At 66.1% G+C, this 26,375-nt stretch carries 18 protein-coding genes and 1 pseudogene; 13 read left to right on the top strand and 6 right to left on the bottom strand.

Translation table 11 applies throughout. The annotated features are described in order from the left end of the window. Window positions 1–276: 276 nt before the first annotated feature. The 8 genes from VA613_RS01225 (at window position 277) to VA613_RS01190 (ending at window position 15,128) form a co-directional block, all read left to right on the top strand. Complete coding sequence (locus VA613_RS01225) at window positions 277–2,652, top strand: penicillin-binding protein 1A (RefSeq protein ID WP_324780047.1); 2,376 nt, start codon at window positions 277–279, stop codon at window positions 2,650–2,652. Further along, window positions 2,649–3,224 (top strand): hypothetical protein, encoded by a 576-nt coding sequence (locus VA613_RS01220; protein WP_324780046.1) that lies wholly within the window; start codon window positions 2,649–2,651, stop codon window positions 3,222–3,224. Before VA613_RS01225 ends, VA613_RS01220 begins: the two co-directional genes overlap by 4 nt. 74 nt (window positions 3,225–3,298) lie before the next feature. Further along, the gene (locus VA613_RS01215) at window positions 3,299–4,693 is read left to right on the top strand and encodes a TIGR03013 family XrtA/PEP-CTERM system glycosyltransferase (protein ID WP_324780045.1); all 1,395 of its coding nucleotides are present in this window, start codon (window positions 3,299–3,301) and stop codon (window positions 4,691–4,693) included. 24 nt (window positions 4,694–4,717) lie between these two features. Next, a complete protein-coding gene (prsK, locus tag VA613_RS01210; protein WP_324780044.1) occupies window positions 4,718–6,805 on the top strand; it encodes an XrtA/PEP-CTERM system histidine kinase PrsK in 2,088 nt (695 codons plus the stop codon). Beyond that, window positions 6,802–8,154 (top strand): PEP-CTERM-box response regulator transcription factor, encoded by a 1,353-nt coding sequence (gene prsR / locus VA613_RS01205; RefSeq protein WP_324780043.1) that lies wholly within the window; start codon window positions 6,802–6,804, stop codon window positions 8,152–8,154. Before prsK ends, prsR begins: the two co-directional genes overlap by 4 nt. A gap of 43 nt (window positions 8,155–8,197) precedes the next feature. Then, on the top strand, window positions 8,198–10,969 hold the full coding sequence (prsT, locus tag VA613_RS01200; RefSeq protein WP_324780042.1) for an XrtA/PEP-CTERM system TPR-repeat protein PrsT: 2,772 nt from the start codon (window positions 8,198–8,200) through the stop codon (window positions 10,967–10,969). A gap of 8 nt (window positions 10,970–10,977) precedes the next feature. Next, window positions 10,978–13,758: an XrtA/PEP-CTERM system TPR-repeat protein PrsT gene (gene prsT / locus VA613_RS01195; RefSeq protein ID WP_324780041.1), complete on the top strand. Its 2,781-nt coding sequence runs from the start codon at window positions 10,978–10,980 to the stop codon at window positions 13,756–13,758. A gap of 419 nt (window positions 13,759–14,177) precedes the next feature. Beyond that, on the top strand, window positions 14,178–15,128 hold the full coding sequence (locus VA613_RS01190) for a PEP-CTERM sorting domain-containing protein (protein ID WP_324780040.1): 951 nt from the start codon (window positions 14,178–14,180) through the stop codon (window positions 15,126–15,128). A 180-nt stretch (window positions 15,129–15,308) separates the two neighbouring features. Here the strand turns inward: VA613_RS01190 and VA613_RS01185 are convergent, their stop codons facing one another. The 3 genes from VA613_RS01185 to VA613_RS01175 all read right to left on the bottom strand — a co-directional run bounded on the left by VA613_RS01185 (window position 15,309) and on the right by VA613_RS01175 (window position 18,269). Further along, a complete protein-coding gene (locus tag VA613_RS01185) occupies window positions 15,309–16,196 on the bottom strand; it encodes a class I SAM-dependent methyltransferase (protein ID WP_324780039.1) in 888 nt (295 codons plus the stop codon). Between the two features lie 60 nt (window positions 16,197–16,256). Then, window positions 16,257–16,931 carry an acyltransferase gene (locus tag VA613_RS01180; protein ID WP_324780038.1) on the bottom strand — a complete coding sequence of 225 codons (675 nt, stop codon included), beginning with the start codon at window positions 16,929–16,931 and terminating at the stop codon, window positions 16,257–16,259. Between the two features lie 108 nt (window positions 16,932–17,039). Next, window positions 17,040–18,269, bottom strand: coding sequence for a glycosyltransferase (locus tag VA613_RS01175; protein WP_324780037.1), 1,230 nt, complete (start codon window positions 18,267–18,269; stop codon window positions 17,040–17,042). 161 nt (window positions 18,270–18,430) lie between these two features. Here VA613_RS01175 and VA613_RS01170 point away from each other — a divergent pair, with 161 nt between their 5' ends. Further along, window positions 18,431–19,690: an ABC transporter permease gene (locus tag VA613_RS01170; protein WP_324780036.1), complete on the top strand. Its 1,260-nt coding sequence runs from the start codon at window positions 18,431–18,433 to the stop codon at window positions 19,688–19,690. Window positions 19,691–19,703: 13 nt separating this feature from the next. After that, complete coding sequence (locus VA613_RS01165) at window positions 19,704–20,915, top strand: ABC transporter permease (protein WP_324780035.1); 1,212 nt, start codon at window positions 19,704–19,706, stop codon at window positions 20,913–20,915. A gap of 31 nt (window positions 20,916–20,946) precedes the next feature. Here VA613_RS01165 and VA613_RS01160 read toward each other — a convergent pair whose 3' ends face one another. Next, on the bottom strand, window positions 20,947–21,804 hold the full coding sequence (locus VA613_RS01160; protein WP_324780034.1) for an outer membrane lipoprotein-sorting protein: 858 nt from the start codon (window positions 21,802–21,804) through the stop codon (window positions 20,947–20,949). Between the two features lie 115 nt (window positions 21,805–21,919). Between VA613_RS01160 and VA613_RS01155 the strand changes: the two are divergent. The 3 genes and pseudogenes from VA613_RS01155 to VA613_RS01145 all read left to right on the top strand — a co-directional run. Further along, window positions 21,920–22,186, top strand: a pseudogene (locus VA613_RS01155) (FHA domain-containing protein); the annotation flags it as partial. Window positions 22,187–22,237: 51 nt separating this feature from the next. Next, window positions 22,238–22,903 (top strand): ABC transporter ATP-binding protein, encoded by a 666-nt coding sequence (locus VA613_RS01150; protein ID WP_324781200.1) that lies wholly within the window; start codon window positions 22,238–22,240, stop codon window positions 22,901–22,903. A 76-nt stretch (window positions 22,904–22,979) separates the two neighbouring features. Further along, window positions 22,980–24,398: a DUF1302 family protein gene (locus tag VA613_RS01145; protein ID WP_324780033.1), complete on the top strand. Its 1,419-nt coding sequence runs from the start codon at window positions 22,980–22,982 to the stop codon at window positions 24,396–24,398. A gap of 1 nt (window position 24,399) precedes the next feature. Here the strand turns inward: VA613_RS01145 and VA613_RS01140 are convergent, their stop codons facing one another. Further along, a complete protein-coding gene (locus VA613_RS01140) occupies window positions 24,400–25,476 on the bottom strand; it encodes a nitroreductase family protein (RefSeq protein WP_324780032.1) in 1,077 nt (358 codons plus the stop codon). Further along, window positions 25,473–26,336 (bottom strand): ThiF family adenylyltransferase, encoded by an 864-nt coding sequence (locus VA613_RS01135; RefSeq protein WP_324780031.1) that lies wholly within the window; start codon window positions 26,334–26,336, stop codon window positions 25,473–25,475. Before VA613_RS01135 ends, VA613_RS01140 begins: the two co-directional genes overlap by 4 nt. Between the last annotated feature and the right edge of the window lie 39 nt (window positions 26,337–26,375).

The raw sequence follows: 26,375 nt of genomic DNA, 5'->3' as shown, positions 1-26,375 counted from the left end.
ACAGTCTTTTTCTTGCGACAACCCTAGAGTTGAACAACTGTGTCCAATTTCCAACACCACTAACGCCTATAATCGGCGGAAACTTTAGGCATCATCTTGAAGGGCTCCACCCGACCCGCCGGCAGGCCGGCGACCCGGCCGGCAGCGCACGGCCGCGACAGGCCAGGCGCATGAATCGGCAGGCTGCCGAGCCATCGCCGCTGACTGCCCGCCCGGGCGGTGCACGCCCTTGATGTGATAGTGTCGGCCCCACGCCGTCTGTATTGAAGGAACCGGATGTTTTCGAAATGGTGGCATTACGCACTCGCCCTGATCATCAGCCTGGGCGTCGTCGGCACGGCGCTGGCGGGATTGGCGGCAGCCCTGATCTACCCGAATCTGCCGCCGATCGAGGCGCTGACGAACTACAAGCCCAAGCTCCCGCTGCGCGTCTATACGGCTGACGGGGCGCTGATCGGCGAGTTCGGCGAGGAGCGCCGCGCCTTCATCCCGATCGAAAAAGTCCCGACGTACATGAAGCAGGCCATCATCGCCGCGGAAGACGAGCGCTTCTACGAGCACGGCGGCGTCGACACCCTCGGCGTGATGCGCGCAGCGATTGCCAACCTCGTCTCGGGCGGCGCCAAGGAAGGCGCCTCGACGATCACCATGCAGGTGGCGCGCAATTTCTTCCTGTCGAACGAGAAGACGCTGACCCGCAAGCTGTCCGAAGCGATGCTGGCGATCAAGATCGAGCACAGCCTCTCGAAGGACAAGATCCTCGAGCTCTACCTGAACCAGATCTACCTCGGCCAGCGCGCCTACGGGTTCGAGGCCGCGGCGCGCACGTATTTCGGCAAGCCCATGCGCGAACTCTCGCTCGCCGAATTTGCCATGCTCGCGGGGCTGCCGAAGGCACCGTCGCGCTACAACCCGGTCGTCAATTTCCCGCGCGCCAAGGCACGCCAGGAATACGTGCTGGGACGCATGCTCGCACTAAAATTCATCGATAGGCCGACCTGGGAGGCAGCGGTGAAGCAGCGGCTGGTGGTCCACCAGGCGCGCCAGCAGACCGACGTCTCCGCCGACTACGCCGCGGAAATGGTGCGCCAGGCCCTGTTCGAGCAGTACGGCGAATCCATCTACAGCTCCGGCTACAAGGCCGTCACCACGCTGCGCCGTGCCCAACAGGCCGCCGCCGACCTCGCGGTCTGGCGCGGCATCGCGGACTACGATCAGCGGCACGGCTACCGCGGGCCGGAAAAGACGATCTCGCTGCCGGCCGGCAAGACGGAACGGGAGGCAGCGATCGCCGACGCCCTGTCCGACCTCGCGCCGGTCAGCGACATGCTGCCGGCCGTCGTGCTCAGTGCGAGCCCCAAGCTGATCCGTGCCGAACTCGACGACGGCAGGATCGTCGACATCTCGGGCGCCTCGCTGAAGTGGGTGGCCAACTGGGTTGCCGCAAAGAAGGGCCGGCAGCTCGCCCCCGGGGCGGTGGTTCGGGTGCAGGCGACGGGCGCCAAGCCTGACTGGCGCCTCGCCCAGCTTCCGGAGGTCGAGGCCGCCCTGGTCGCGATCAATCCCGAAGACGGGGCGATTACCGCGCTGGTCGGCGGCTTCGATTTCCACCGCAACAAGTTCAACCGCGTGACGCAGGCCTGGCGGCAGCCGGGATCGAGCTTCAAGCCCTTCATCTACTCGGCGGCGCTCGAGAAGGGCTACACGCCGGCCACCATGATCGACAACATGCCGCTCACGCTGAGCGCCGACGAGGCCGGCGGCACCGCTTGGGAGCCGCAGAATTACGATGGCGACACCAGCGGGCCGGTGCGCATGCGCACCGCACTCACCAAATCGCTCAACCTGGTGTCGATCCGGATTCTTCAGGGGATCGGCCCTGCATACGCGCGCGACTACATCCGCCGGTTCGGCTTCGACCCCGCGCGCCACCCGCCCTACCTCACCATGGCCCTGGGCGCCGGCAGCGTCACCCCGCTGCAGCTCGCGGCGGCGTACGGCGTATTCGCGAATGGCGGCTTCGCCGTCAAGCCCTACCTGATCGACAAGGTCTACGACAAGGACGGCCGCCTCCTGATGCAGGCGCGCCCGCAGAAGGCGGGCGGCGGCGCGCCGCGCGTGATCGATCCGCGCAACGCCTGGCTGATGACGAGCATGATGCAGGACGTCGTGCGCTACGGCACCGGCGCCAGCGCGGCGCGACTCGGGCGCAGCGACATCGCCGGCAAGACCGGCACCACCAACGACGCGCGCGACACCTGGTTTGCCGGCTACACACCGGACCTCGTGACGATCACCTGGATGGGCTACGACCAGCCGCGCTCGCTCGGCGCGCGCGAAACCGGCGCCCAATCCGCGCTCCCCATCTGGATCAACTTCATGGGAACGGCGCTCAAGGGCGTGCCGCAAAAAACCTGGACCATGCCCAGCGGCATCATCAGCGTGAAAATCGACCCGGCCACCGGCACCCGCGTCGCGGACAATCCGATCGGCGAATTCCTTGGCAATATCCTGGGCGCCGATACGGGCGGCATGACCGAATATTTCTACCAGGAATTCCCGCCGCCGGACACGCCGGCGGCCACCGGCGGCAGCTCTCCCGAAGCGCCGACGGCGCCCGCAGAACCGGCCTTCCCGGGATCTCCGTTATGAAGCATCAGGACCTGCGGCGGCGCATCGCCCACGCGGCCGCACGCATGCTCGCCGAGGATGGCAGCCTCGACTACGGCAGTGCCAAGCGCAAGGCGGCTCGCCAGCTGGGTGTATCCGACAGCGGCAATCTGCCGGACAACCTGCAGATCGAAGAAGCGCTGCGCAGCTATCAGGCGATCTACCAGACCGACGAAACGCGGGCCCAGCTGATGCTGCTGCGGCAGACTGCGATCGAGTACATGGAGCAACTGGCCGCGTTCGACCCCCACCTTACCGGCCCCGTGCTCAACGGCACGGCCGGACCCCATGCCGACATCAACCTACAACTCTTCACCGACCACCAGAAGGACCTCGAATTCCTGCTGATGCGAATGCCCGTCCCCTACCAGGCGGGGGAATACCGTCCCGCCGACGCCGGGGGGCGGCTCTACCCCCGCTTCGCGATCGACGACCCCCGCGCGCGGGTCGATCTGCTCGTCTACCCCGCCGCCGAGCTGCGCAACCTGAAGCGGCTGCAGGCCGATGGAAGCCCCCGGCGGCTGCGCCTGCCCCAGGTGCGGGCGCTCGTTTGACACTTCGCATTGCGGCAATGTCTGGCATGGAAGATGCTCGAACAAGTGCCAACTTCCCGCTTGAGTGAAGGGCCGTGATTCGATTCTTCCGGCACTACGTGCCGCTCAACCTGTTGCTGCTGGTCCTGATCGAGGCGCTGATCCTCGGCGGTTCGATCTATGCCGGGGTGAGCGCGCGCTTTCTCGACGTAAACACGGTCCCGAAGGAACTCGCGCCGCTTTTGCCCAAGGCCCTGACCTTCGCCATCGTCATGCTCGGCCTGATGACCGCCAGCGGCCTGTACGACCTCGAATGGCAGGGGGGGATTCGTGCCCTTCTCCAGCGCCTCGGTCTGAGCTTCGGACTCGGGCTCATCACCATGAGCCTGCTGTTCTATTTCTTTCCCGACCTGCTGGTCGGGCGTGGGGCATTCCTGCTGTCGTTCGGCCTGGCCCTGCTGGGCATTTTGCTGAGCCGGGCGCTGTTCATCCGCTGGGCCGGCGTCGGCGCCCTCAAGACGCGCACCCTGGTGATCGGCACCGGCAGCCGGGCGGCCCACATCGAGGCCATGCTGGCCAAGCGCTCGCGCACCAGCAACGTCCAGGTCGTCGGCTACCTGCCCATGGGCGGGAGTCATCATTTCGTCGACCATGCCCGTATTCTCGACACCGACGAGCCGCTCCCCGAACTGGTCCAGCGGCTGCAGATCAGCGAAATCATTCTCGCCGTGCGCGACCGGCGCGGGGGCGGCATGCCGGTTCAGGACCTGCTTCGCTGCAAGCTGAACGGGATCCGCGTGCTTGAACTGTCGAGTTTCTTCGAGCGCGAGAATGGTCATCTCCAGCTCGATTCGATGAACGCCAGCTGGATGATCCTGTCCGAGGGCTTCCACCAGGGCATGCTGCGGGACACCGCCAAGCGCCTCTTCGACCTGCTGGTGAGCGCCGCGATGCTCGTCGTATGCCTGCCGATCATGGCGATCGCGGCGCTCCTCATCAAGCTGGAAAGCCCGGGCCCCGTCCTGTATCGCCAGGAACGGGTCGGCCAGGGCTGCCGCAACTTCACCATCCTCAAGTTCCGCAGCATGTGCGTCGACGCCGAGAAGGACGGCAAGCCGCGCTGGGCAGGCCAGAACGACAGCCGCGTGACCCTGACCGGGCGCTTCATCCGCCGTACCCGCATCGACGAGCTGCCGCAGATCTTCAATGTCTTCCTGGGCGACATGAGCTTCGTCGGACCGCGCCCGGAGCGCCCCTATTTCGTGCAGGATCTCACGCAGAAGATTCCCTATTACGGCGTCCGCCACACCGTGAAGCCGGGCATCACCGGCTGGGCGCAGGTGCGCTACCCTTACGGCGCCTCCGACGAGGACGCCATGCACAAGCTGCAATACGACCTCTACTACGTCAAGAATCACAGCCTGTTTCTGGACCTCATGATCCTGTTCCAGACCGCCCAGGTCGTGCTTTGGGGGAAAGGCGTGCGCTGAGGACGCACGCGCCGCGACCCGACCATGCCCGACACCCTGCTTCTCCTGGCCGCCGTCGGCTATGGGCTGGCGGCCCTCGCCTACTTCGCGTTATCCGGCCTGATCGTCGCCAGCTGGCGGCGACGCCCCCAGGGACGCCTGCTTGTCCTCGCCACCGGCATCAGCGCCGCATGGGGGGCGTTGCTTGCGCTCACCGCGCTGGGAGGGGTCCAGCCCTGGCTCGGCCTCGCCTTCGAGGTCGCCCGCGACGGTGCCTGGCTCGCCCTGATGTTCTACATCCTGCACCTGCGCCTGCCGCCCGGCGCCCGCCTGCCCACGCCCCTGCGCGTCATCCGCGCCGCCAGTACCGTCCTCGTCGGCTACCTGCTCGTCGCAAGCCTGTATCCCGGCCTCGCGCCGAGCCGCCCGCTGGTGGCGGTCTGGGCCGGCAACATGGGGCTGGTTCTGCTCACCGTCATGGGACTGGTGCTCACCGAACAGGTCTATCGCAGCACCCGGCCGGAAGACCGCTGGGCAATCAAGTTTCTCTGCCTCGGGCTGGGCGGGCTGTTCGTCTACGACTTCTATCTCTACGTCCACGCGGCGCTGTTCTACGCAATGGACGCACAGGCCTGGGCCGCGCGCGGCTACGTGGCCGCGCTCGTTACGCCGCTGGTCGCGGTCTCCGCCGCCCGCAATCCCGAATGGGCCGCACCGGTCGGCCTTTCGCGCAGGATGGCCTTCCATACCGCAAGCCTGTTCGGAGCCGGGATCTATCTGCTGCTGATGGCCGGCGCCGGCTATTACCTGCGCCTGTTCGGTGGCGCATGGGGCGACGTGATGCAGACGGTGTTCGTCTTCGCCGCCGCGATGCTGCTGATCCTGCTGATGTTTTCCGGCACGCTGCGTGCGCGCCTGCGCGTGTTCCTGTCGAAGCACTTCTTCAGCTACCGCTACGACTATCGCGAGGAGTGGCTCAAGTTCACCCGCACCCTCACCGAAGGAAAGCCCGGCGAACAGTTGTGCGAACGGGCCGTCGAGGCGCTTGCCCGATTGCTCGAAAGCCCGGGCGGCGCACTCTGGATGCGCGAGGGCCATGCCGGCTATCAGCGCGCCAGCCACTGGAACTGGGCCGACATCCAGGGAATCGAGCCGGACGCCTCCCCGTTCATCCATTGGCTTGCAGACAAGCAATGGGTCGTGGATCTCGACGAAATGAAGGTGCGCCCGGACCTCTATGGCGACCTCGAGCCGCCGGCGTGGTTGCGCAGCGCGGCAAATGCCTGGCTGGTGGTGCCGCTGATGCTGCACGACGAATTGCTCGGCTTCGTCGTCCTCAAGCATTCGCTGGGAAACGTCAGCTTCAACTGGGAAGTCAGCGACCTGCTCAAGGTGGCGGCCCGCCAGGCCGCGGCGCACCTGGCGCAAATGCGCGCATCCAACCAGCTGATCGTGGCGCGCCAGTTCGAGTCCTTCAACCGCACCACGACCTTCGTCATCCACGACCTGAAAAACCTCGTCGCGCAGCTGTCCCTGCTGCTCGCGAACGCCGAGAAGCACAAGCACAAGCCCGAGTTCCAGGCGGACATGCTCGACACGGTGGAGAACGCCGTCACCCGGATGAACAAGGTGCTCGCGCAGCTGCGTCGCGGCAGCGAAACGGCGGTCGCACAATCCGTTCCGCTGGCCGACGTCCTGAAGGAGGCCGCAGCCAGCAAGCAGGCTTTCAAGCTGCGCCCGACGGTGGAACTGCCGTCGTCATCGCTGCGCGTACGCGCCGACCGCGACCAGCTCGCACGTGCGATCGGCCATTTGCTGCAGAACGCGCTGGAGGCCACACCGGCGAGCGGACAGGTGACGCTGCGCGGCAGCGAGCAGGGCGGCCGTGCGCTGATCGAGGTCATCGACAGCGGCAGCGGCATGGACGACGACTTCATTCGCACCCGCTTGTTCCAGCCGTTCGATTCGACCAAGGGCGCGGGCATGGGCATCGGCGCGTACGAATGCCGCGAGACGCTGCGTGCCCTGGGGGGCAGCGTCGAAGTCGACAGCGTGCCGGGGCGCGGCACCCACTTCCGCCTCAGCCTGCCGCTGGACCATAATGCACCTGCTGGAGGAGGAGACGCCGCATGAGCGACGCCAAAGAAAAAATACTGCTGGTAGAAGACGACCCCGGACTGCAGAAGCAGCTGAAATGGAGCCTGGGCGACTATGAGCTGGTGGTCGCTGCCGATCGGGACAGCGCCATCGCGCAATTGCGCCGCCACGAACCGCCGGTGGTGCTGCTCGACCTCGGCCTGCCGCCGGACGTCGACGGCGCCACCGAGGGCCTCGCCGCCCTGCAGCAGATCCTGTCGCTCGCGCCCGCCACCAAGGTCATCGTCGTCACCGGCAACCTCGACCGCAGCAATGCGGTGAAGGCGATCCATCTCGGCGCCTACGATTTCTTCCAGAAGCCGTTCGACCCCGACGTCCTCGCCCTGATGATCGCGCGTGCCCTGCATCTCCACGCGCTGGAGCGCGAAAACCGCCAGCTGCTCGCGCAGCAGTCCCGCTCCTCGCTGCAGGGCCTCATCACCAGCAGCGAGCCGATGCTGAAGATCTGCCGCACCATCGAAAAGGTCGCCCCGGCCAACGCCACCGTGCTCCTGCTCGGTGAATCCGGCACCGGCAAGGAGGTGCTCGCGCGCGGCGTGCACGAGTTGTCGCCGCGGGCGGGCAAGCGCTTCGTCGCCATCAACTGCGCCGCGATCCCCGACACGCTGCTGGAGTCCGAGTTGTTCGGCTACGAGAAGGGTGCGTTCACGGGCGCAGCCAAGCAGACGATCGGCCGCATCGAATATGCCAACGAAGGCACGCTCTTCCTCGATGAGATCGGCGACCTGCCGATGCCCCTGCAGGCCAAGCTGCTGCGCTTTCTGCAGGAGCGCGTGATCGAACGGCTGGGAGGCCGCGGCGAAATCCCGGTCGACGTCCGGGTCGTCTGCGCGACGCACCGCGATCTCGCCGCGATGATCCAGGAGGGCAATTTCCGCGAGGACCTGTATTACCGGCTCTCCGAGATATCGGTGAAGATCCCCCCGCTGCGCGAGCGCCCGGGTGATGCCGTCCTGCTGGCCCAGGCCTTCCTGGATCGCTATGCCCGCGAGCTGGGGCGCACCCTCCGCGGATTCACCGCCGATGCGCTGAGCGTCCTGGAGGCCCACGCCTGGCCGGGCAATGTGCGCGAAATGGAAAACCTGATCAAGCGCGCCGCGATCATGGCCGACGGCACCCAGATCACGGCGGCCGATCTCGGACTCGAGCTGGGAGAGGCCGAGCCGCAGCCGTTCAATCTGCGCCAGGCACGTGAGCATGCCGAGCGGCAGGCTGTCAGCCGCGCCCTGGCACACAGTGACGGCAGCATCGCGCAAGCGGCGGAGCTTCTCGGGATCACCCGCCCCACCCTTTACGACCTGATGGCCAAGATCGGCATGAAGTAAGGCCTTGTCGGCCGCCCCGCAACGATACGAGGAGAGCCTTACCATGACGTCCGTGCCTGCAGCGCGTTCCCTGCCCGCCCTCATCCTCGCCGCAGGATTGCTCGTCGCGTGCGGCGGCGAGGACAGCGCGGAGCTGCTCAAGGACGCCCGTGCCAAGCTGGCGGCAGGCGACTACAAGACGGCGACGATCGAGCTGAAGAATGCGGTCGCGAAGGACGAGCGGAATGCCGAGGCCCGCTTCGAGCTGGGCAAGCTCTATCTCGCCCAGCTCGACCTCGCCAGTGCGGAGAAGGAATTCCGCCGCGCCCGCGAAGCCGGCATGGCCGCCAACGTCGTCAATCCGATGATCGCGCGGGCGCTGCTGGGGCAGCGTGCCTTCCAGCGCGTGCTGGACGAATTGCCCGCGGCAGCCGGTAATGACCCCGACAGCATCACGCTGCAGGCGCTGCGCGCCACGGCCGAACTGGGCGTCGGGCGCAAGGATGATGCCCGCAAGTCGCTGCAGCATGCACTGCAGGCAGCGCCCGACAATGCCGACGTTCATCTCGCACTCGCGCAGCTCGCGCTGGCCGACAAGGACCCCGGCCAGGCCATGCAGGAACTCGACGAGACGCTGCGCATCGACCCCCGGCATCGCGACAGCCTCTTGCTGAAGGGCGATGTGCTGCGCACCACCGGCAAGCCCGCCGAGGCGGCGGCCGTCTATCGCGAAGTGCTCAGGCTCGATCCGATGCACAGCGGCGCGCATCTGGCGCTGGCTGGGATCGCGATCACGGAGAACAAGCTGGACGACGCACGACAGGAGGTCGACTCTGCGTTGAAGATCAGCCCCCGCAGCGTACAGGCACGCTACACGCGGGCATTGATCGATTTCCGCGAGAAGCACACCGATCGCGCGCACGACGAGATTGCGTCGGTACTGAAGGCTGCGCCGGACTATCTGCCCGCGCTGCTGCTGGGTGGCTCGATCGAATATGCCCTCGGCAATCCGCAAATGGCCGAGACGTATCTCAACAAGGTGGTCGCGGCAACCCCGAACAACCTGTATGCCGTGCGCATGCTGGCTGCCTCCCAATTGCGCCAGGGCCGCATGGACGACGCGGCGAGCACCCTCGCACCGGCGCTGCGGACGGCCGCCCAGGACCCCGGCGTGCTGATCGTGGCGGGGGAAATCGCCTTGGCGCGCAAGGACTTCGCCAAGGCCTCGGCATACTTCGAAGAAGCCGCGAAGCGCGACCCCGCAAGCGCCGCCATTCGCACCGAACTCGGCATTTCCCGCCTCGCCCAGGGCGACAGCCGCGCGATGACCGACCTGCATGCCGCAGCCGGCATGGAGGGTGGCAGCCGCGCGGGTACGGTCATCATTCTCAGTCAACTCGAAGACAAGCAGTTCGACGCCGCACTGGCGAGCATCGCGGCGCTTGAAAAGAAGCAGGGCCCCGGTGCGGCGACGTGGAACTACCGGGGCGCCGCCTATCTTGGCAAGCGCGACACGGCGCGCGCACGCGACAGCTTCGATCAGGCCGTCAAGCTCGAACCGGCATTCTTCCCGGCCGCAGCCAATCTCGCGCAGCTCGATCTCGCGGACAGCCAGCCGGCAAATGCGGCAGGACGCTTCGAGAGCGTCCTCAAGGCCGATCCGAAGAACCTCAATGCGATGCTGGCGCTGGCCGATCTCGGCTTGCGCCGACGTGACGAGAAGACATACGTAAGCTGGCTGGAAAAGGCAGCCGCGGTCCATCCACAGGCTTTGGCGCCACGCCTTGCCCTGTCGCGCTACCTCCTCGCGAAAGGAAACCGGAACAAGGCGCTCGCGATGGCGCGCGAGGCCGTCGACGCGCATCCAGACGACCCGGCCGCACTGGATCTACTCGGCGCCACGCAACTCGCGCTCGGCGACATGCCCAACGCGCAAGGAAGCTACAAGAAGCTCGTCGAACTGCAGCCGCGCCAGCCGGCCCCGCTCGCCAAGCTCGCCGCCGCGCAAATCGCCGCGAAGGATCTCGATGGGGCGGCGCGGAACCTGCAGGACGCGCTGCGCATCCAGCCCGATTTCCTCGAGGCGCAACTGATGCTGGGCGGAATCGAAATCCAGCGCACGCACTTCGACAGCACGCTCGCCATCGCCCGCCAGATCCAGAAGCAAAAGCCCGATTCGCCGGCCGGCTTCACGCTTGAGGGGGATGCCGCCTATGCGCGCAAGGACTATGCCGGCGCCCTGAGCGCCTACGACCGCGCCCAGCGCCTTGCTCCATCGGGGCCGTTGCTGATTCGCGAGCTCGAGGTCTTCACCGCCGCCGGCCGTCCCGAAGCCGGCGAGAAGCACCTCGCCGACTGGCTCGCCACCCATCCGCAGGATGTCCGCGTTCGCGCCGCCCTGGCGGAGAGCCTGCTCAAGCGTAGCCAGTACAGGGCAGCCTCCGAACAGTATCTTGTCTTGAACAAGAGCGCGCCGGACAACCTGGTCGTGCTCAACAATCTTGCCTGGTCGCTTTCCGAAATGAATGACGGCCGCGCGCTCGGGTATGCCGAGCAGGCCCTCAAGCTCAAGCCCGACAACCCCACCGTCATGGACACGCTGGGCTGGATCCTGGTCCAGCGCGGGCAGACCGAGCGCGGCATCAAGCTCCTCCGGCAAGCGCTGACCAAAGCGCCGGATGCCGGAGACATCCAGTACCATTACGCGGCCGCGCTCGCGAAGAGCGGCGATACGGCGCGCGCTCGGCTGGAACTGGATCAGCTCATCAAGAGCGGCCTCGACTTCAGCCAGAAGCCGGCCGCCCTGTCGCTCATGCAAACCTTGAATTCGAGATAGGGGAAGCCATGCAACTCCGACCCATCGCATCCGCGCTGCTCATCGCCACGCTCGGCACCGTCGCCCTCCCGGGCTGCGACAAGCTGATGCATACCACGGCGGAGGACCTCATCGAGCGCGCCAAGGCCGCGCAGGCGAAGGGCGACACCAAGGCGAGCATCATCGATCTCAAGAGCGCCATCCAGAAAGATCCGAACAACGCGCAGGCGAGATGGATGCTCGGGGAGACCTACGTCAGAAGCAAGATGGGGGCCGAGGCCGAAAAGGAGCTGGAGCGCGCGCGCGCGCTCGGCGTCGGCGATGAGTCGATCAAGGTCCTGCTCGGCGAAGCGCTGCTGCTCCAGGGGCACTACAAGGAAACGCTGGCACAGATCCAGGCCGGACCGAACACGTCGCCGATCAACCGCGCCAAGATCCTGCGCCAGCGCGGCGAGGCGCAGCTCGGGCTGGGCCATTGGGATGAGGGGTGCAGCCTGTTCCAGGATGCCAGGCAGGCATACGCGGCGTATGCGCCCGCCTACCGCGATCTCGCGGTCTGTTCGATGGCGCACAACAAGCTGGACGAGGCCAAGGCGCAACTCGACGCCGGTTTGAAGATCGACGCGAACGACGCGAACACATGGGCACAGCTGGGAAATCTGGAGCTTGCCCGCAACGATGCCCAGGCAGCGAAGGACGCCTTCCTGAAGGCGGAATCCATCGATCGCGGCCATGTCCAGGCCTCCTCCGGGCTCATCTGGCTGTACCTGCGGGACGGCGATCTCGCAAAGGCGGCCGCCGAAGCGCACGAGGCGCGCAAGGCCAATCCCGGCAATGTCCGGGTCCGCTACAACGAGGCCATGGTGAATTTCCGCATGCAGAAGTTCCGGCAGGCCGACAGCGAACTGCAGGAGATCCTGCGCAACATGCCGGACCACATGCCAAGTGTCCTGCTCTCCGGCGCCGTCTCGTTCTCGCTCGGCGCCTACGAGCAGGCCAACCAGGACCTGTCCCGCTTTCTTGCCCGATTCCCGGACCACGGCTATGCAAGCACGGTGCTCGCGGCGACCAAGCTCAAGCTGAATCAGCCGCAGGACGCCCTGCGCATCCTCAACACGCAGCTCGCCAAGCGTCCCGATGACCCGCTGCTGCTGGCACTCGCCGGAACCGCCTACAGCCAGACCAAGGACTTCGGCAAAGCCACCGAATTCCTCGACCGCGCCGCGGCCACCGAACCCAGGAATGCCACGGTGCGGACGGGACTGGCCTACGCCCATCTGGGCGCCGGCGATGTCGACAGCGCAATTACGGCGCTGGAGTCGGCCGTTGCGCTGGATCCCCGACAGGTCAAGGCCGACGCGATGCTGGTCGTGACCTACCTGCAGCGCAAGGAATATGACAAGGCGCTGGCTGCCGCCGCGTCCTGGGAAAAGGCCCAGCCCAACAACCCGCTTCTGTACAACCTGAAGGGCGGCGCCTATCTCGGCAAAAAGGACGTCGCCAACGCACGCAAGAGCTTCGAGGCAGCCCTGGCGGTGCTACCGACCTACCTGCCCGCGGCCGAAAACCTCGCCAACCTCGATCTCGCCGACAAGAATCCTGCGGCGGCGGCCGCGCGCTTCGAGAAGATACTGGCCGCCGACAAGAACAACGCCGGCGCCATGATGAATCTTGCCGACTTGTCGATGTTTGCCGGGAAGCCCAAGGATTACGTCAAGTGGATGGAAAAGGCCATCCAGGCGAAGCCCCTGCTGCTGGAGCCGTACCGCCTGCTCACGGCGTACCATTTGAAGTCGAAGGATCCCGCCAAGGCGCTGGCCGTCGCCCAGAAGGCGCAGGCCAACAACCCGGGCAATCCCGATGTTCTCGACCTGCTCGGTGCGACGCAGCTGGCGATCGGCCGGAAAACCGACGCCCTCGCCACCTACAACAGCCTGGTCAATCTGGCACCGCGCTCCGCCCTCGCCTATGCGCGGCTCGCGAGCGTCCAGAGCCTGAACCAGGACAAGATCGGTGCGCGTGCCTCGCTCAAGCGCGCGCTGGATCTCAAGCCCGGGTTCCGGGACGCCCAGACGGCCCTGATCCTGCTGGACACGCAGACGGGCCAGTATGACGAGGCGCTGGCGCTGGCCCGGCAGGTCCAACAGGCCAATCCGGGCATTCCCCTGGGCGCCGGCCTCGAAGGCGACATCCTGATGGCGCAGAAACAGTACCCTGCGGCGGCGAAGGCCTACGCGAAGGCGCTTGAAATCGGCAACAGCGGTCTTTTTGCAATGAAGCTGCACCAGGCGCTGAGTCTCGCCGGGCAAGGCGCCCAGGCCGAGAACGCGCTGCTCGCCTGGCTCGCAAAGCACCCGGGCGATCTCCAGATCCGCGCCTATATCGCGGAAACCTACGCCAAATCCGGACGCTACCCCCAGGCGATCGAGCAGTATCAATACGTGATCGGCAAGAGTCCCGCCAACGTCCCGGTGCTGAACAACCTTGCGCTGGCCTACGCGAAGCAGAAGGACCCGCGCGCCGTGGGCATCGCCGAAAAGGCCTACCAGCTTGCACCCGACAACCCGATCGTGCTCGACACCTACGGCTGGCTGCTGCTGGAGCAGGGCAACCCGACACGCGCGCTGCAGCTGCTGCGACAGGCCGCGGCAAGAACCCGGCTGCCGGAAGTCCGCTACCATCTCGCCGCCGCCCTCGTGAAGACGGGCGATTCGGCCGGCGCCCGCAAGGAACTGGAGCAGATCCTCAAATCAGGCCGCCCCTTCTCGCTCGAGAAGGACGCGCGCGCGCTCCTCGCCACGCTGCGGTAGCCGCCCTCGTCCGTGCCCGCCCGGGCACGCCGGCATGCAGCCCGGCCCCAAGCGCGGCCGCCCGGGGCCGTCATCGTTCTACCCGACGTCGTATGGGCCCCGCCGTGTCGGCAAGCGCCATGTGCGAGACCCGCGTGCCGGACCGGCCTCCCGCCGCATGGTGTCCAAGTCGTGTCCCGATCTGCCGTCGCGTTTCCATCACCCCGCCCCCGCGGCCACACTGTCGATTTTTTTTACAGTCGACACACTGCGGGCGCCGGATGAAAAACACAACCATATGATTTGACGTAATTTTTTTTCACTGGCACGCCCCATGCTTTGTTTTGTGCGCAGGACGCCGACGCAGAGGCGACACAAAATCGGTAGAGGGTGAAATTCCTTCTTCGCACTAAACACATATGTCAGGCATGGAGGCAAAAATGAAGCTCAATCTGATTTCACTCGCTGTTGTGGCCGCCCTCGGCGCATCGGCCAGCGCCCACGCGCTGGACTTCACGTTCGACCCGACCGGCACGGCTGGTTCTTCTGGCGATATTGCCGGTGTCAGCATCATCGACTGGGCGCCCGGCACCGCATACGCACAGAACGGCTCTCAGGCTGTCAACAACTACGTTCTGGGAAGCGGTTCCACCGCCTTCACCCTGTACTACCAGGCGAATCTGGGGACCATGCAGGCGGCCGACACCACCCCGCTGTTCATGAACGGCCTGGGCGGCAACTATTTCACGGCCATCATGGGCTTCGGCGAGCGCGTTAACTCCGTCGCCGGCACGACCGCGACGTTCACCTTTGACCCCACCAACCCGGTCAACTACTTCAACATCTACGCAACCAGCGCGATCGGCAACAACCTCACCGGCGCCGGCTTTGTCAATGGCGCGCCGATCCTGAGCGGCCATCTGGCACACACGGACAGCAGCAACTTCAGCGTGTCGAACTCGACGCCGGTCCTGCTGGACCAAGGTGGCGCAGGCAAGGCCGACAACTGGAGCGGTCAGCAATCCGTCACCGGCTCGGGTGCGAGCGACCTGACCTTCGTTGTCGATTCGGTGAACGGCAACTACTTCCCCGACCTCAACGTGGCGCAGATGCTGATCCTCTCTCTGTTCAACACCTCGCAGGTCGCCCCGTTCAATCAGGTCGACCCGTCGCAGTGCATGAACACCGACACCAGCACCTGCACGGCCGGCGGCATCACGACCGTGGGCACGCTGGGCACGGTGAACGGCGCTCCCTTCGATGGTGCAAGCTTCATCTTCCAGGCCGACGCGAACCAGTCGTTTACGGTTCCCGAGCCGGGCTCCCTTGCGCTGCTCGGCCTGGGCCTGGCCGCTCTGGGCGTCAGCGCCTCGCGTCGCCGCTCCGCCTGAGCCTGGCCCCACCAGCCATCGCAGGGTGGCTGACCAAAGAAAAAGCCGCGGTTCATCCGCGGCTTTTTCCTTTTTCCGGCCTCATGCGCCAGTCGGTGTGTCACACGCAATCGAGTCCTCGGCAAGGTCAAGCACAAAGCACGAACGGACTCGCCTGGGTCACGGGGCCGCCGATTCCATTCAAGCGGATTCCGGGGGCCGACGACGAAAGACCACCATCATCTCGGAGCGCGGCGGATAGAAATACCCGAGCAGCGCGTGGGCCCAGAGAAGGGGCGAAGTGAGCACCAAGCCGACCCGAGGCGGCTCGAATGCGGCATCGAGAACGTTGCCGGCGCGCCGGACGTAAGCCCGCAGGAACCGATAGTTCACGGTGGGCCACAGCGTGTCGTAATAGAACCGGCGATAGCGCGCCAGCGGCTCGAGTCCCACGCTGCTCGCCAGGTCGAGCAAGGCCTGTTCGGACAGCAGATGCCGGTGATACGGAGGGTGGAGCGAAAGCGAGAACGTTTCCGGGCGGGCGAGATCGATTCCCGCCGCGTTCGGCGTTCCGATCGCGAGCATCCCGCCCGGCTTCAACACCTTGAGCAGATCGAGCAGGAATCCCCTGGTATCGTCCGCATGTTCGATGACGTCCTGGGCAATTACGCAATCGTACGTCCCGTCGAGCGCGGCCCGATCGGCAAACTCGGCGACATGGGCATCGTAGCCGGTGACGGACGAGAACCCCTGCTCCCCGAGAAAACGAACCAGCAAGCCGGGGCCGCAGCCATAATCGAGAATCGACATGCCGCCGGCAAGCCCCGCACGGGCGAGACGCCGCAGCAGGTTGCGGTAGGCCGCCCGCGCCCAGAAATCGAGAACGTGGCTCTTGACGGGATATGCCCGATAGTAACGTTCGAGGTCCGCATCTTCGCGACAGTGCAATGACCGGCAGTTCGGGCAGCGCCAGAACGTGAACGTGTCGTTCGCGAAGGCCCGGACGTTGCATGCCACCGGCGCCACGTCACTTGCGCCGGCAAACGTTCCGGGCGAATCGCACACGTTACACACATCGCAGCTTGCCATCAGGCCTCTCCCAACTCACGTTTCCGGCGGCCGCATCCCGCCCGCCGCGTCGTTGCGCGTTCATTCGACTTCCTGTCCGCCACGAATCAGGCGGGCCGGAACCCCCCCCCAAACCTCGCCGGCTCCAATCCGGGTTCCCTTCGGAACCACCGCACCCGTGGCGACGATGGCATCGTCCCCGATGGTCACGCCGGAAAGTACCACCGCATGGGCGCCCACCGTAACGTTATTGCCGATGACGATCCTGTAGTGGGCCAAGCGCCGGCCCTCGATCACGTGCGGCACCAGCAAGGCATATTGCCCCACCGCCGAATTGGCCCCGATTTCGATGAACGGGGGGTCGAGGATGATTCCGGCGCTGAAGGTGTTCGCCCCCAGGCGTGCGCCCAGCGCCAAGTAGACGAGGCGCATCACGGGAATCGGAACAACGCCGCTGCGCATCAACGGATAGAACAGGAGCAGGTAGAACAGCACATAGACGTGGTAACCGAACTCCTCGCGCGATTTTTCGGCAATTTCTCCCTCGCGAAGCGGCATGACGAACATGAACAGCCGATAGACGACGAACGCGAAGACATAGAAGATGAGCACGCCTGCAACGACAAGGATGACACCGCGGAAGTCGCCAAGCGGAAGGGTGCCGAGCAGGAATCGTGTCGTGAAAAATGTCACGCCGAGCACGCCGCCGAGCAGCACGAGGAAAAGCACGATTTCTCCGATACCGATCTTACGCATCGCTTACCCCGATTGACGACAACACCCGCATGGCTCGCCGCCGCGCCCTGGCGTGGGGCGTGGACGGCTCCGTACGGTCATTCTGCATCCCGCGCTGCGCCGCGTGCCTCACGCTCCACCTGATCCTTCCGCTGCGCCGGCGGCTCGTGCAAGCACGGCCTCGAAGGCGGGGCGGGAAGGATAATCCGCGATGGCCTGCCGCAGCCGGTCCGCCTCTGCCGCATAGCGCGCATTCCCCAGCATGTCTCGAACCGCATCGGCAATCGAGCCGGCGACGGATCCCGTGCGAATCATGCGTCCGGCACCTGTCGCCTCGACGTAGTGCATGTTCAGGTATTGATCCAGGTTCGACGGGATGCCGATCACCGGCTTGCCCTGCGCAAGCGCCTGATAGCTGGTTTGGCTTCCCCCGTTCGAAATCACCATCGCAGCCCGCCGGGCAGCTTCCTCCCCCGGCAGGAAATCCGCGACGTGGGCATTTGCCGGGATGCCCACCGGCACCTCCTTGCCGGCACTCGCCGCGACGACGGTCACAGGCAGGCCGGCCAGTTCCTTGAGCACTGTCCGCAACATGCCGGCGTGGCCGGAACTGCCGAGGGTGACGTAGACGACCGGTTTGTCGTCGGGCAACGTATCCCACCACGCGGGCAAGGCGCCGGCCGGCGACCACAGGGTGGGGCCCACATAGGCATGCGTCTCGGGCAGGCCAAAAGTCGGAACCAGTTGCGGAATATCCGCGTACAGCGTGTAGTCCGCATCCGTATACACCCGCCGCAAATCGAGCCCAAGGGCCGGCAGCCCGTATTGCCTGCGCAGCTGGTTCAGCGGGAGCGCGTGGTAGCGAAAGGCCCAGGGGCGCACCACGTCGAAGAGACGCTGTCCGAGCCGCTCGCCGGTGACCCTGAGCATCGGCAGTTCGGGGACGGTAAAGCGCGGCCACGCGTAGGGGCTCCAATAGGCATTGCTGACGGTGACATAGGGCGTGCCGGCGAGCCGCGCGCTCACGGAGAGCGACAAGCGGAAGTCGCCGACGATGACGTCCGGACGGCAGGTCCGGATCAGTTCGAGGTCGGACTGGACATAGGCATCGAGGGTCGCCCTGCTGTAAAGCCGGCTTCCGCGTGCCAAGGCCTCGAGAAACTGGCTGCTTGATATGGACTCGAGCGGAAGGCGGGTGAAGCCCGGCATATCGAGCAGCCTGTCGAAACGCCCGTCGCACGCGAAGACCACCTCATAGCGCGAAAGATCGAGCGTCCGCGCCAGGGAAAGAGGGCGTGCGACATGCGCCAAGGTGACCGCCTCGGCGATGAACAGAATGCGACGCCTCGCGGGAGTCATCCCGGTCACGCCTTCACCATTGCGGATTTGCTCCCCTTCATGGCTGCTCGCCCCTTGGCCCGTCGCCCCGGACGCGATAGCCGTCCCCCCGGAGCGCCCGGGCACCGTTTCCCCATGTCCGCGAAATATACTAAATTGGTTGACCGCACGGGCATACCGACATGCAAGAATCCCTCGTGGAACACCTATCCGACCTGGCTGCCAATTTCCGAGTCGCCCAGCGCAACCTGCTGCGGAACCGGCGACGCGCGCTCACTGCGCTGGTCATCATCGCGGTCGGCGTCATCGCCATGGTACTCGCCGAAGGATTCATCCAGTGGATATTCTGGGCAATGCGGGAAGGTACCATCCAGTTCCAGTCGGGGCACATCCAGGTCGTGCGCCCCGGCTACTTCAGCAGAGGCGTGGCTGATCCGCTTGCCTACCTGCTGCCGGAAAATTCGCCGGTCTTGAAGGAACTGGAATCCACGCCCGGGGTGAAGCTGGTCGCGCCGCGCCTCAAGGTGAGCGGACTCATCAGCCACGGCGAGACCACCGTCGGCTTTCTCGCGGAGGGCGTCATCCCCGCCAGGGAAGCCGAACTCAGCAAGGGGCTGCGAATCATGCAGGGACATGATCTCTCCGGCCCGAATGCCGCCGAGGTGATACTCGGCCACGGCCTCGCGCGCAATCTCGGCGTCCGGCCCGGCGACAAGGTGGCCTTGCTCACCTCGGCCAAGGGCGGCGGGATGAATGCGATCGAGGCCCGGGTCGCCGGCATCTTCACGAGCACCAATCAAGCCTATGACAACGCGGCCCTGCGCCTGCCGCTCGAGCAAGCGCAGTCCCTGCTGCGCGTGCGCGGCGCGCATGCGTGGCTGGTCCTGCTCCGCGAAACCGGGCAGACCGATCACTTTCTCGCGCAATTCCGGGCGCGCTTCCCGGAGAGCCGGAGCCGCCTTGAATTCGTCCCGTGGTATGCGCACGCCGATTTCTACAACAAGACGGTCGCGCTCTTCACCCAGCAGATCAACGTCCTGCGCCTCATCATCGGGTTGATCATCGTGCTCAGCATCTCCAACATGCTCATCATGAGCGTGATGGAACGGACCGGCGAGGTAGGCACCTTGCTGGCGATCGGACTCAAACGCCGGAAGGTCCTGCAGATGTTCGCCGCGGAGGGCTTCCTGCTCGGCGTCGCCGGCGGGCTCGTCGGTATCGCGATCGGCTATGCGCTGGCCAGCCTGATCTCGGCGGTCGGCATTCCGATGCCGCCGCCTCCCGGCATGGAGGAGGGCTATACCGGGGCCATCCGGGTCACGGCCGGCCTCCTGGCGAGCGCCTTCTCGATCGCGTTCCTGACCACGCTGCTCGCGGGGCTCTACCCGGCCTGGAAGGCGTCGCGCCAGGAGATCGTCAACGCGCTGCGACACAACATCTGACCCCCCGTCCACCATGTTCAAGCTCGCCTTCCGCAACATCTTCCGCAACCGCGGACGGACCGCCCTGACGCTGGCGGCGATCGTCACTGGCGTCACCGCCATCATCATCAGCGGCGGATTCATCGAGGACACCTTCGTCCAGTTGCGCGAGTCGACGATTCACTCGCGCCTCGGCCATCTGCAGATCGTTCGCCGCGGCTACCTCGAACACGGTCAGCGGGATCCGTCCCGTTATTTCATCGGCGAGCCACGCAACGTGATCGCGACGCTGCGACAGGCCGGCCATGTCCGCGAGGTCATGGCGCGGCTCAATTTCTCCGGCCTCGCCAACAACGGCCAGGCCGACCTGCCGATTCTTGGCGAGGGGATCGAGCCGGGCAAGGAGGCGCGCCTCGGCACTGCCACGACGCTGGTCGCCGGGCGCATGCTGCAGGACGGCGACGCCTATGGCGCGGCGATCGGCGAAGGCGTCGCAGCGGCGCTGCAACTGAAGCCGGGCAGTTACCTGACCCTGATGGTCACGACGCCCGACGGCGCGCTCAACACGGTCGAAGTCCAGGTTGTCGGCGTGTTCCGCACCTTTTCCAGGGATTACGACGACCGGGCCGTGCGGATTCCCCTGGCGGCGGCGCAGGAGTTGCTGGCGACGCCAGCCGTCCACAGCCTGGTCGTGCAGCTCGACGACACCGCCGCCACCGACGAGGTGGCCGGCGCCCTCCGCCACCAGCTCGAGCGGCAGGGCTACGAGGTCAAGACCTGGTACCAGCTCGCCGATTTTTACGGCAAGACCGTCGCGCTCTACAAGCGGCAGTTCGGGGCCCTGCAGTTCATCATCCTGCTGATGCTCGTGCTGAGCGTCGCCAGCACCATCAACATGACGCTCTTCGAGCGCACCGGCGAGTTCGGGACGCTCCTCGCGGTCGGCCTGCGGCGCGTTCAGCTTTTCAAGCTGATCATGCTGGAAAACGTCCTGCTCGGGTGCGGGGGCGGCGCGCTCGGCGTCGGCATCGGGGTCGCGCTCGCCGGCATCATTTCGGCCATCGGCCTTCCCATGCCGCCGCCGCCCGGCTCGAACATCGGCTACATCGCAAGCATCCGGGTGGTGCCGGCCGTGCTGCTCACGGCGGCAGCGATCGGCATGCTTGCCGCCGTGTTCGCCGCCGTCCTGCCCGGGCGCCGCGCCTCACGGCTTGGCGTCGTGGACGCGCTGCGCCACAACGTGTAAGTGCCGGCGGCGGCGCGGTGCCGGGCGGCGCTCAAGGAACCAGCTTCTTCAGGTAGTCCTTGGTGAACACCTTGTCGGGCAGGTCGCGCTCGACCATGTTGCTGTATTCGAGGATGGAACGGTTGCCCTGCCGCAGCGCATCGTCGATCACCAGGCGCGTCGGGCGAATCGCTCCACCCAGACTTTTGAAATCTTGGTAGCGCGCGGTCTTGAGCAAGCGCCCGGAAAGGGCGTAGTACTCGGCCCTGAACGGCCTGAAGCTGCTTGCGTTGACCCAGTAGATCACGCGCCGGTAGGTCACCCACTTGTCCACGGCGTCAAGCTGCAGCACCTGGTACGTCTCGCCGTCGATCGTTTCCCTGCGCAGCAACGTCGGCTCGTAGTCGCCGGAAAAATTGGCGCGCGCGAGATCGCCGTTCGCCACCTGCCCGGTCAGCCGCTGCGCGAGCGGAAGCCTGATGGGCTGGGACAGGTTCGGGAGGAAGGCCCAGAGATCACGGTCGCGCATCAGCAGGATCTGGTCGCGGTCGATCGCAGGCGCGGTCGTCTGCACCAGGGTCCGCGTGTTGCCCTTCGAAAGGATCCGGTAGGCGCGCACCTCGGGCTCGCTGCCGGGCTGGGTCGTCGTGATCGTGACGTCGACACGGAATCCCTGATCCGGAAAGCGGATGCGGTCGGCGCGCAACAGCATCTCGCGCGCGAGCGCGTTCCCCCCGCCCGTCTCCTCTGCACGAGCCGGAACAGCGAGGACGACAAGCAGCACGGACACCAGCGCCGATGCCCACAGCGCGCGCCCCCTGCTTCGAAACAAGCGAGATACGGAGAAACGTAGCCTGTCGGCAAGCAGCGTCTTCATGGCGGCGGTCGGCTCCGAGCGGGGAAAAAACATTATCGGCTATTATATTGCGACGATTAAAACGGGTTCGTGTTGGTGCCAGCTGGCAGGGCAAGGCGTACGTCGGATGCGCGCTTGCTCTCTGCCGCGATGACAAAAGGGCAGGGCGATGGCCAGCATCCTGATACGCCAGGGACAGCAGATTCTGCGCGAGATCCCGCTCTACAAGGCCAGCCTGGAGATCGGCCGCTCGTCGGAGTGCGAGATCCAGCTGGTCGACAAGGGGGTCAGCCGGCGGCACGCGAGGATCGTCCGCGTCGACGGCGTCTATTACGTGGAGGACGCCGGGGGCAAGAGCGGTGTGCAGCTGAACGCCGTCAAGGTCCAGCGCGAGCCATTGCAGCACCGCGACAGGATTCTCATCCCCCCGTTCCAGCTGGAGTTCCTGGCCGAAGAAGGACCTGCCCGCGAACCCGGCGAGGCGGTCGTGGAAGTTTGCCGGGCCGGCAAGGAATACGTGCTGGGCAAGCAGACGGTCGTGGCCTTGCAGGACGTGTCCCTGACGGTGTCACGCGGCGAGTTCATGGCCCTCGCCGGGCCGTCCGGCAGCGGCAAGTCCACGCTTCTCAACCTGATCGGCTGCATCGACACCCCCAGCACCGGAACGATCCGCATCAAGGGACAGGACGTCAGCGGCAGGACCGCGGACGAACTGGCGGATCTCAGACTGAACACGCTCGGATTCGTCTTCCAGACCTTCAATCTGTTGCCGGTTCTGTCGGCCTGGGAGAACGTCGAGTTCCCGCTGCAGCAACAGCGCGGCGTCGACAAGAACACGCGGCAGGAGCGGGTCGCGCATTACCTCAAGGTCGTGGGCCTGGAGCGCTTCGCGCACCACCGCCCCAACGAGCTGAGCGGCGGCCAGCGCCAGCGCGTCGCCATCGCACGCGCGCTCGCGACCCATCCGGGAATCGTGCTGGCAGACGAGCCGACCGCCAACCTCGATCACAGGACCGGGGAAAGCATCCTTCAGCTCATGAAGGACCTGAATCGCGAGGAAGGCACGACGTTCATCTTCTCGACCCACGACAGGCGGGTCATGGAGATGGCGGACCGGGTGATCGAACTGGCAGACGGCAAAATAACGGAATAGGGAGACAGGTGTGGGTTTGCGATCCGGTAGCAATCGTCCGCGGCGAGGCCGCGCTTCAACCTTGGTCGGCGGGCTGGTGCTCGGACTCATGATGGCGGCGCCGGCGCTTGCGGCGGACAAGGCGGACGCGCAGTCGCTCGACGATCTGTTCGGCGACGCGCCGCCGGCTGCGCCCCAGCCCGCGCCCCGCACCGAGCCGGCCGGCGCGGTGCCGCCGGCCGCCGGTACCGCCGACAAGCCCGTGCCGGAGGTTGCGGCGCCCGTCGCGGAAGCCACGCAACCCGCGTCGCCGGCCTCGCGGGTGACCGGCTTCTTCCAGAACGACCTGGCCTACACCTATGCGGGCGACCGCCACTGGTCACGCTTCAACAACACGCTCGACGTCGCGACCAGCGGCCGCCTTGCGGGGGTCGGCGCATGGAAGCTCGGCGGCCGGGTCAACTACGATCCGATCTACGACCTCACCGACTACTACCCGAGCGCAGTGCGGCGCGACCAGCGCTTCGAGGCGATGATTCGCGACGCCTACCTGGATTTCTCCGCGGCCGGACTGGACTTCAGGGTCGGCCGCCAGCAGATCGTCTGGGGCGAGATGGTCGGGCTGTTCTTTGCCGACGTCGTGTCCGCCAAGGACATGCGGCAGTTTGTCCTGCCCGATTTCGACATGATCCGCATCCCGCAATGGGCAGCACGCGCGGAATATTTCTCCGGCGCCTTCCATGCCGAGGGCATCTGGATCCCCTACATGACCTATGACGACATCGGCAAGCCGGGCGCGGAGTTCTACCCCTTCGTCCCCCCCGCCACGCCCGGCTACCAGACCGTCATCGCCAAGGAACGGAAGCCGACCGGCCTCGACGATGCAGGCTACGGCGCCCGACTGTCGTGGCTCGAGGACGGCTGGGACGTATCCGGCTTCTATTACACCGCCAACGACCCCTCGGCCGCGTTCTCGCGCGAGACCTCGCTGACGACGATCACCTACCTCCCGGTCCACAAGCGCATCCATCAACTGGGCGCCACGCTGGCCAAGGATCTCGGCCCGATGGTCCTCAAGGCAGAGGCGGTCTACACGCGGGACAAGCTCTTCAGCACGCTCGACCCGGCCGACGCCGATGGCCTCGTGAAGCAGAATTTTCTCGACTACATCGTCGGGCTGGAGTGGAGCTTCCCGCAGGAGACCCGCGTCAACGTGCAGTTCTACCAGCGCCTGTTCGCGAACCACGACCCCGGCATCGTGCCCGACGCGACCGAAAGCGGCGTGTCGCTCCTGCTTTCGACCCAGGCGCTGCATCCCCGCCTCGAACCCGAGTTGCTGCTGATCCGCAGCCTGAACCGCGCGGACTGGCTGGCGCAGTTCAAGCTCACCTGGAAAATGGACGACCACTGGCGCCTCGCCACCGGCGTCGACGTCTTCGAAGGCCCGCCCACCGGCCTGTTCGGCATCTACGACAGCAGGGATCGCGTCTACACCGAGGTGCGCTACAGCTTCTGAATCAGTCGCCGCGCATCAGCCGCTCGACCGGCAGGCGCAGCGAGCGGCTGGTGGCCGGCCTGCCGCGTCCGATGCGCCCGAGGAAGGCCACCTGATCGAGCGGAACGCCCTGCAGAATCCCGCCAAGACGGCGGTTCAGCCGCTCGGCCGTTTCGCGCGCGCCCGGCATCCCGCTGAACGCCACGCCCTCGCGGACGTAGCGGCTGAATATCAGCGGCGTCAACTCCGGCTGCAATTGCAGCCCGAGGTTCGTCGCCGTCAGCCAGAAGCGCTGCACGGCCCGTCCAGCCGCGACATAGTCGTCCACGGTCTTCGGCGCCGTGCGGGCACGGATGGCGAAGTGCGCCGCGCACAGGAATCCCGGAAGCAGATCCATTTCGATGCGCGGCGTGAGGTGCCCCGCCAGCCAGGTATTGAAGAAGCGGACCCGCTGCCAGCTGCCCATCACCCAGCGCATCAGCCTGAGCGTTCCGGCGTCCAGGCCGAGCGCCCGGTCGGGCACCTTGTCCTCGCTGTACTGCGCCTGCCACTCGATGATGTCGCGATGGACGAGATAGGCTTCCGGCATGGTCAGGCGCAGCCGGGCATTCGCGAACATCAGGCGGGCCAGGCGCCAGCGAAGGCCAGCGCCTTCGAACCAGCACACGGAAAAGCCGTCGCCGACGGCTTCCTCGAGTGCCAGCTTGTCGGCTGCCGAAAGTCGATCCGTGCGCAGGGGGCGACGCTGGACCGTGCGCCGCTTGACGGCGTCCAGCAGGCGATCAGGCGCGATGGCGGCGTCCGGCACCAGCTCGACCGAATAGTCAGGATGCGTGTCGGGCGACCCGGGACGGCGGCCGACCACGGCGCGCAGCCCGTGCGCGCTGGCGGCGATGGCAAGCGTCTCGAGCATCGCGCCCACCGCAATCTGGCTGGGATGGCCATCCAGATCGTAGACGCAGTGCTCGCGCGTATCGAAGGCATGGACGATGAAATGGTGCGCGTCAACGATTTCGAAGCGCCACGGCTGCGTGTTGTCGCCGCTGGGCGCCCAGCGCGCGAGTTCGATCACCTCCCGGACCGGGCTCGGTATGCTCATTTTCCGAGCAGGCGCCGACGCGCCAGGGACAATGCCGAACGCAGCAGCGGATTGCGGTCGTTGCCGCCGGGCCGCCAGGTGCGGGCCAGCCGGTTCTTGAACGCGTCGTAATGCACGCCCCACGGGGCGGCGTATACGCGGCCCCGGCCAAGCAGGATCTTCAAGGCCTCCGTCCCGGCCACCCCCGCGCACAACATGCATCCCATCGGCGTGGAAGGCCCCTGCTGCCTGCCGAGGTCGATGCGTGCCGGGTCGACGAGATAGCCCATCTGCAGCCGCGCGGGCGCCAGGCCGACGAAGAAGCGGAGGGCCTTTTCCAGGTGCGCATTCCGCCCAAAGCCGAAGTACTCGTCGAACGTCATCCGCCCCGGCATGAAGTTGAGCAATGCCGCCCCCATGCCCAGCGGCGCGACGGTGATTGCCGGGATTCCCTTGCGGGCACATGCGGCAAAGACGGCCTGGCGGATGTCGAGCGCAAAGAAATCGAGGCCGTCGACAAAGAGGTCGGCCCCGGCCAGGAATTCATCCAGCACGCCCTCGGTCACCCCATCGGGAAAAAGGCGCAGGTCGAGCTCCGGGTTGATGTCGCGCGCCATCTCCGACATCACGTCGAGCTTGCGCCGCCCCAGCGTGCTCATGGCCGCGCCGGCCTGCCGGTTGAAATTGACCAGGGCGAAGCTGTCGAAGTCCGCCAGGTTGAACGAACCTATCCCCAGGCGCGCGAGCGTCAGCAGATGAAAGCCGCCGACGCCGCCCATGCCGGCAATCGCGATCCGGCTTCCACGCAGGCGCTCGAGTTCCGCTTCGGTCACCCATCCGAGCGTGCGCGAGAAGGCCTCGTGATAATCGAACAGGCTCATCCGGTGAATCCGGCATCGCAATGACAGGCGATCGGCAAA

It is taken from the genome of Thiobacillus sp. SCUT-2 (assembly GCF_035621355.1).
GTDB lineage: Bacteria > Pseudomonadota > Gammaproteobacteria > Burkholderiales > Thiobacillaceae > Thiobacillus > Thiobacillus sedimenti.
The sequence above is the reverse complement of the archived record's forward strand: the minus strand, read 5'-3'. Positions and strand labels throughout refer to the sequence as shown.

Bases quoted from the DNA above. Each gene is read 5' to 3' on its own strand.
- VA613_RS01225 (WP_324780047.1), top strand. From the start codon at position 277: ATGTTTTCGAAATGGTGGCATTACGCACTCGCCCTGATCATCAGCCTG.
- VA613_RS01220 (WP_324780046.1), top strand. From the start codon at position 2,649: ATGAAGCATCAGGACCTGCGGCGGCGCATCGCCCACGCGGCCGCACGC.
- prsK (WP_324780044.1), top strand. From the start codon at position 4,718: ATGCCCGACACCCTGCTTCTCCTGGCCGCCGTCGGCTATGGGCTGGCG.
- prsR (WP_324780043.1), top strand. From the start codon at position 6,802: ATGAGCGACGCCAAAGAAAAAATACTGCTGGTAGAAGACGACCCCGGA.
- prsT (WP_324780042.1), top strand. From the start codon at position 8,198: ATGACGTCCGTGCCTGCAGCGCGTTCCCTGCCCGCCCTCATCCTCGCC.
- prsT (WP_324780041.1), top strand. From the start codon at position 10,978: ATGCAACTCCGACCCATCGCATCCGCGCTGCTCATCGCCACGCTCGGC.
- VA613_RS01190 (WP_324780040.1), top strand. From the start codon at position 14,178: ATGAAGCTCAATCTGATTTCACTCGCTGTTGTGGCCGCCCTCGGCGCA.
- VA613_RS01185 (WP_324780039.1), bottom strand. From the start codon at position 16,196: ATGGCAAGCTGCGATGTGTGTAACGTGTGCGATTCGCCCGGAACGTTT.
- VA613_RS01180 (WP_324780038.1), bottom strand. From the start codon at position 16,931: ATGCGTAAGATCGGTATCGGAGAAATCGTGCTTTTCCTCGTGCTGCTC.
- VA613_RS01175 (WP_324780037.1), bottom strand. From the start codon at position 18,269: ATGACTCCCGCGAGGCGTCGCATTCTGTTCATCGCCGAGGCGGTCACC.
- VA613_RS01170 (WP_324780036.1), top strand. From the start codon at position 18,431: ATGCAAGAATCCCTCGTGGAACACCTATCCGACCTGGCTGCCAATTTC.
- VA613_RS01165 (WP_324780035.1), top strand. From the start codon at position 19,704: ATGTTCAAGCTCGCCTTCCGCAACATCTTCCGCAACCGCGGACGGACC.
- VA613_RS01160 (WP_324780034.1), bottom strand. From the start codon at position 21,804: ATGTTTTTTCCCCGCTCGGAGCCGACCGCCGCCATGAAGACGCTGCTT.
- VA613_RS01140 (WP_324780032.1), bottom strand. From the start codon at position 25,476: ATGAGCATACCGAGCCCGGTCCGGGAGGTGATCGAACTCGCGCGCTGG.
- VA613_RS01135 (WP_324780031.1), bottom strand. From the start codon at position 26,336: ATGAGCCTGTTCGATTATCACGAGGCCTTCTCGCGCACGCTCGGATGG.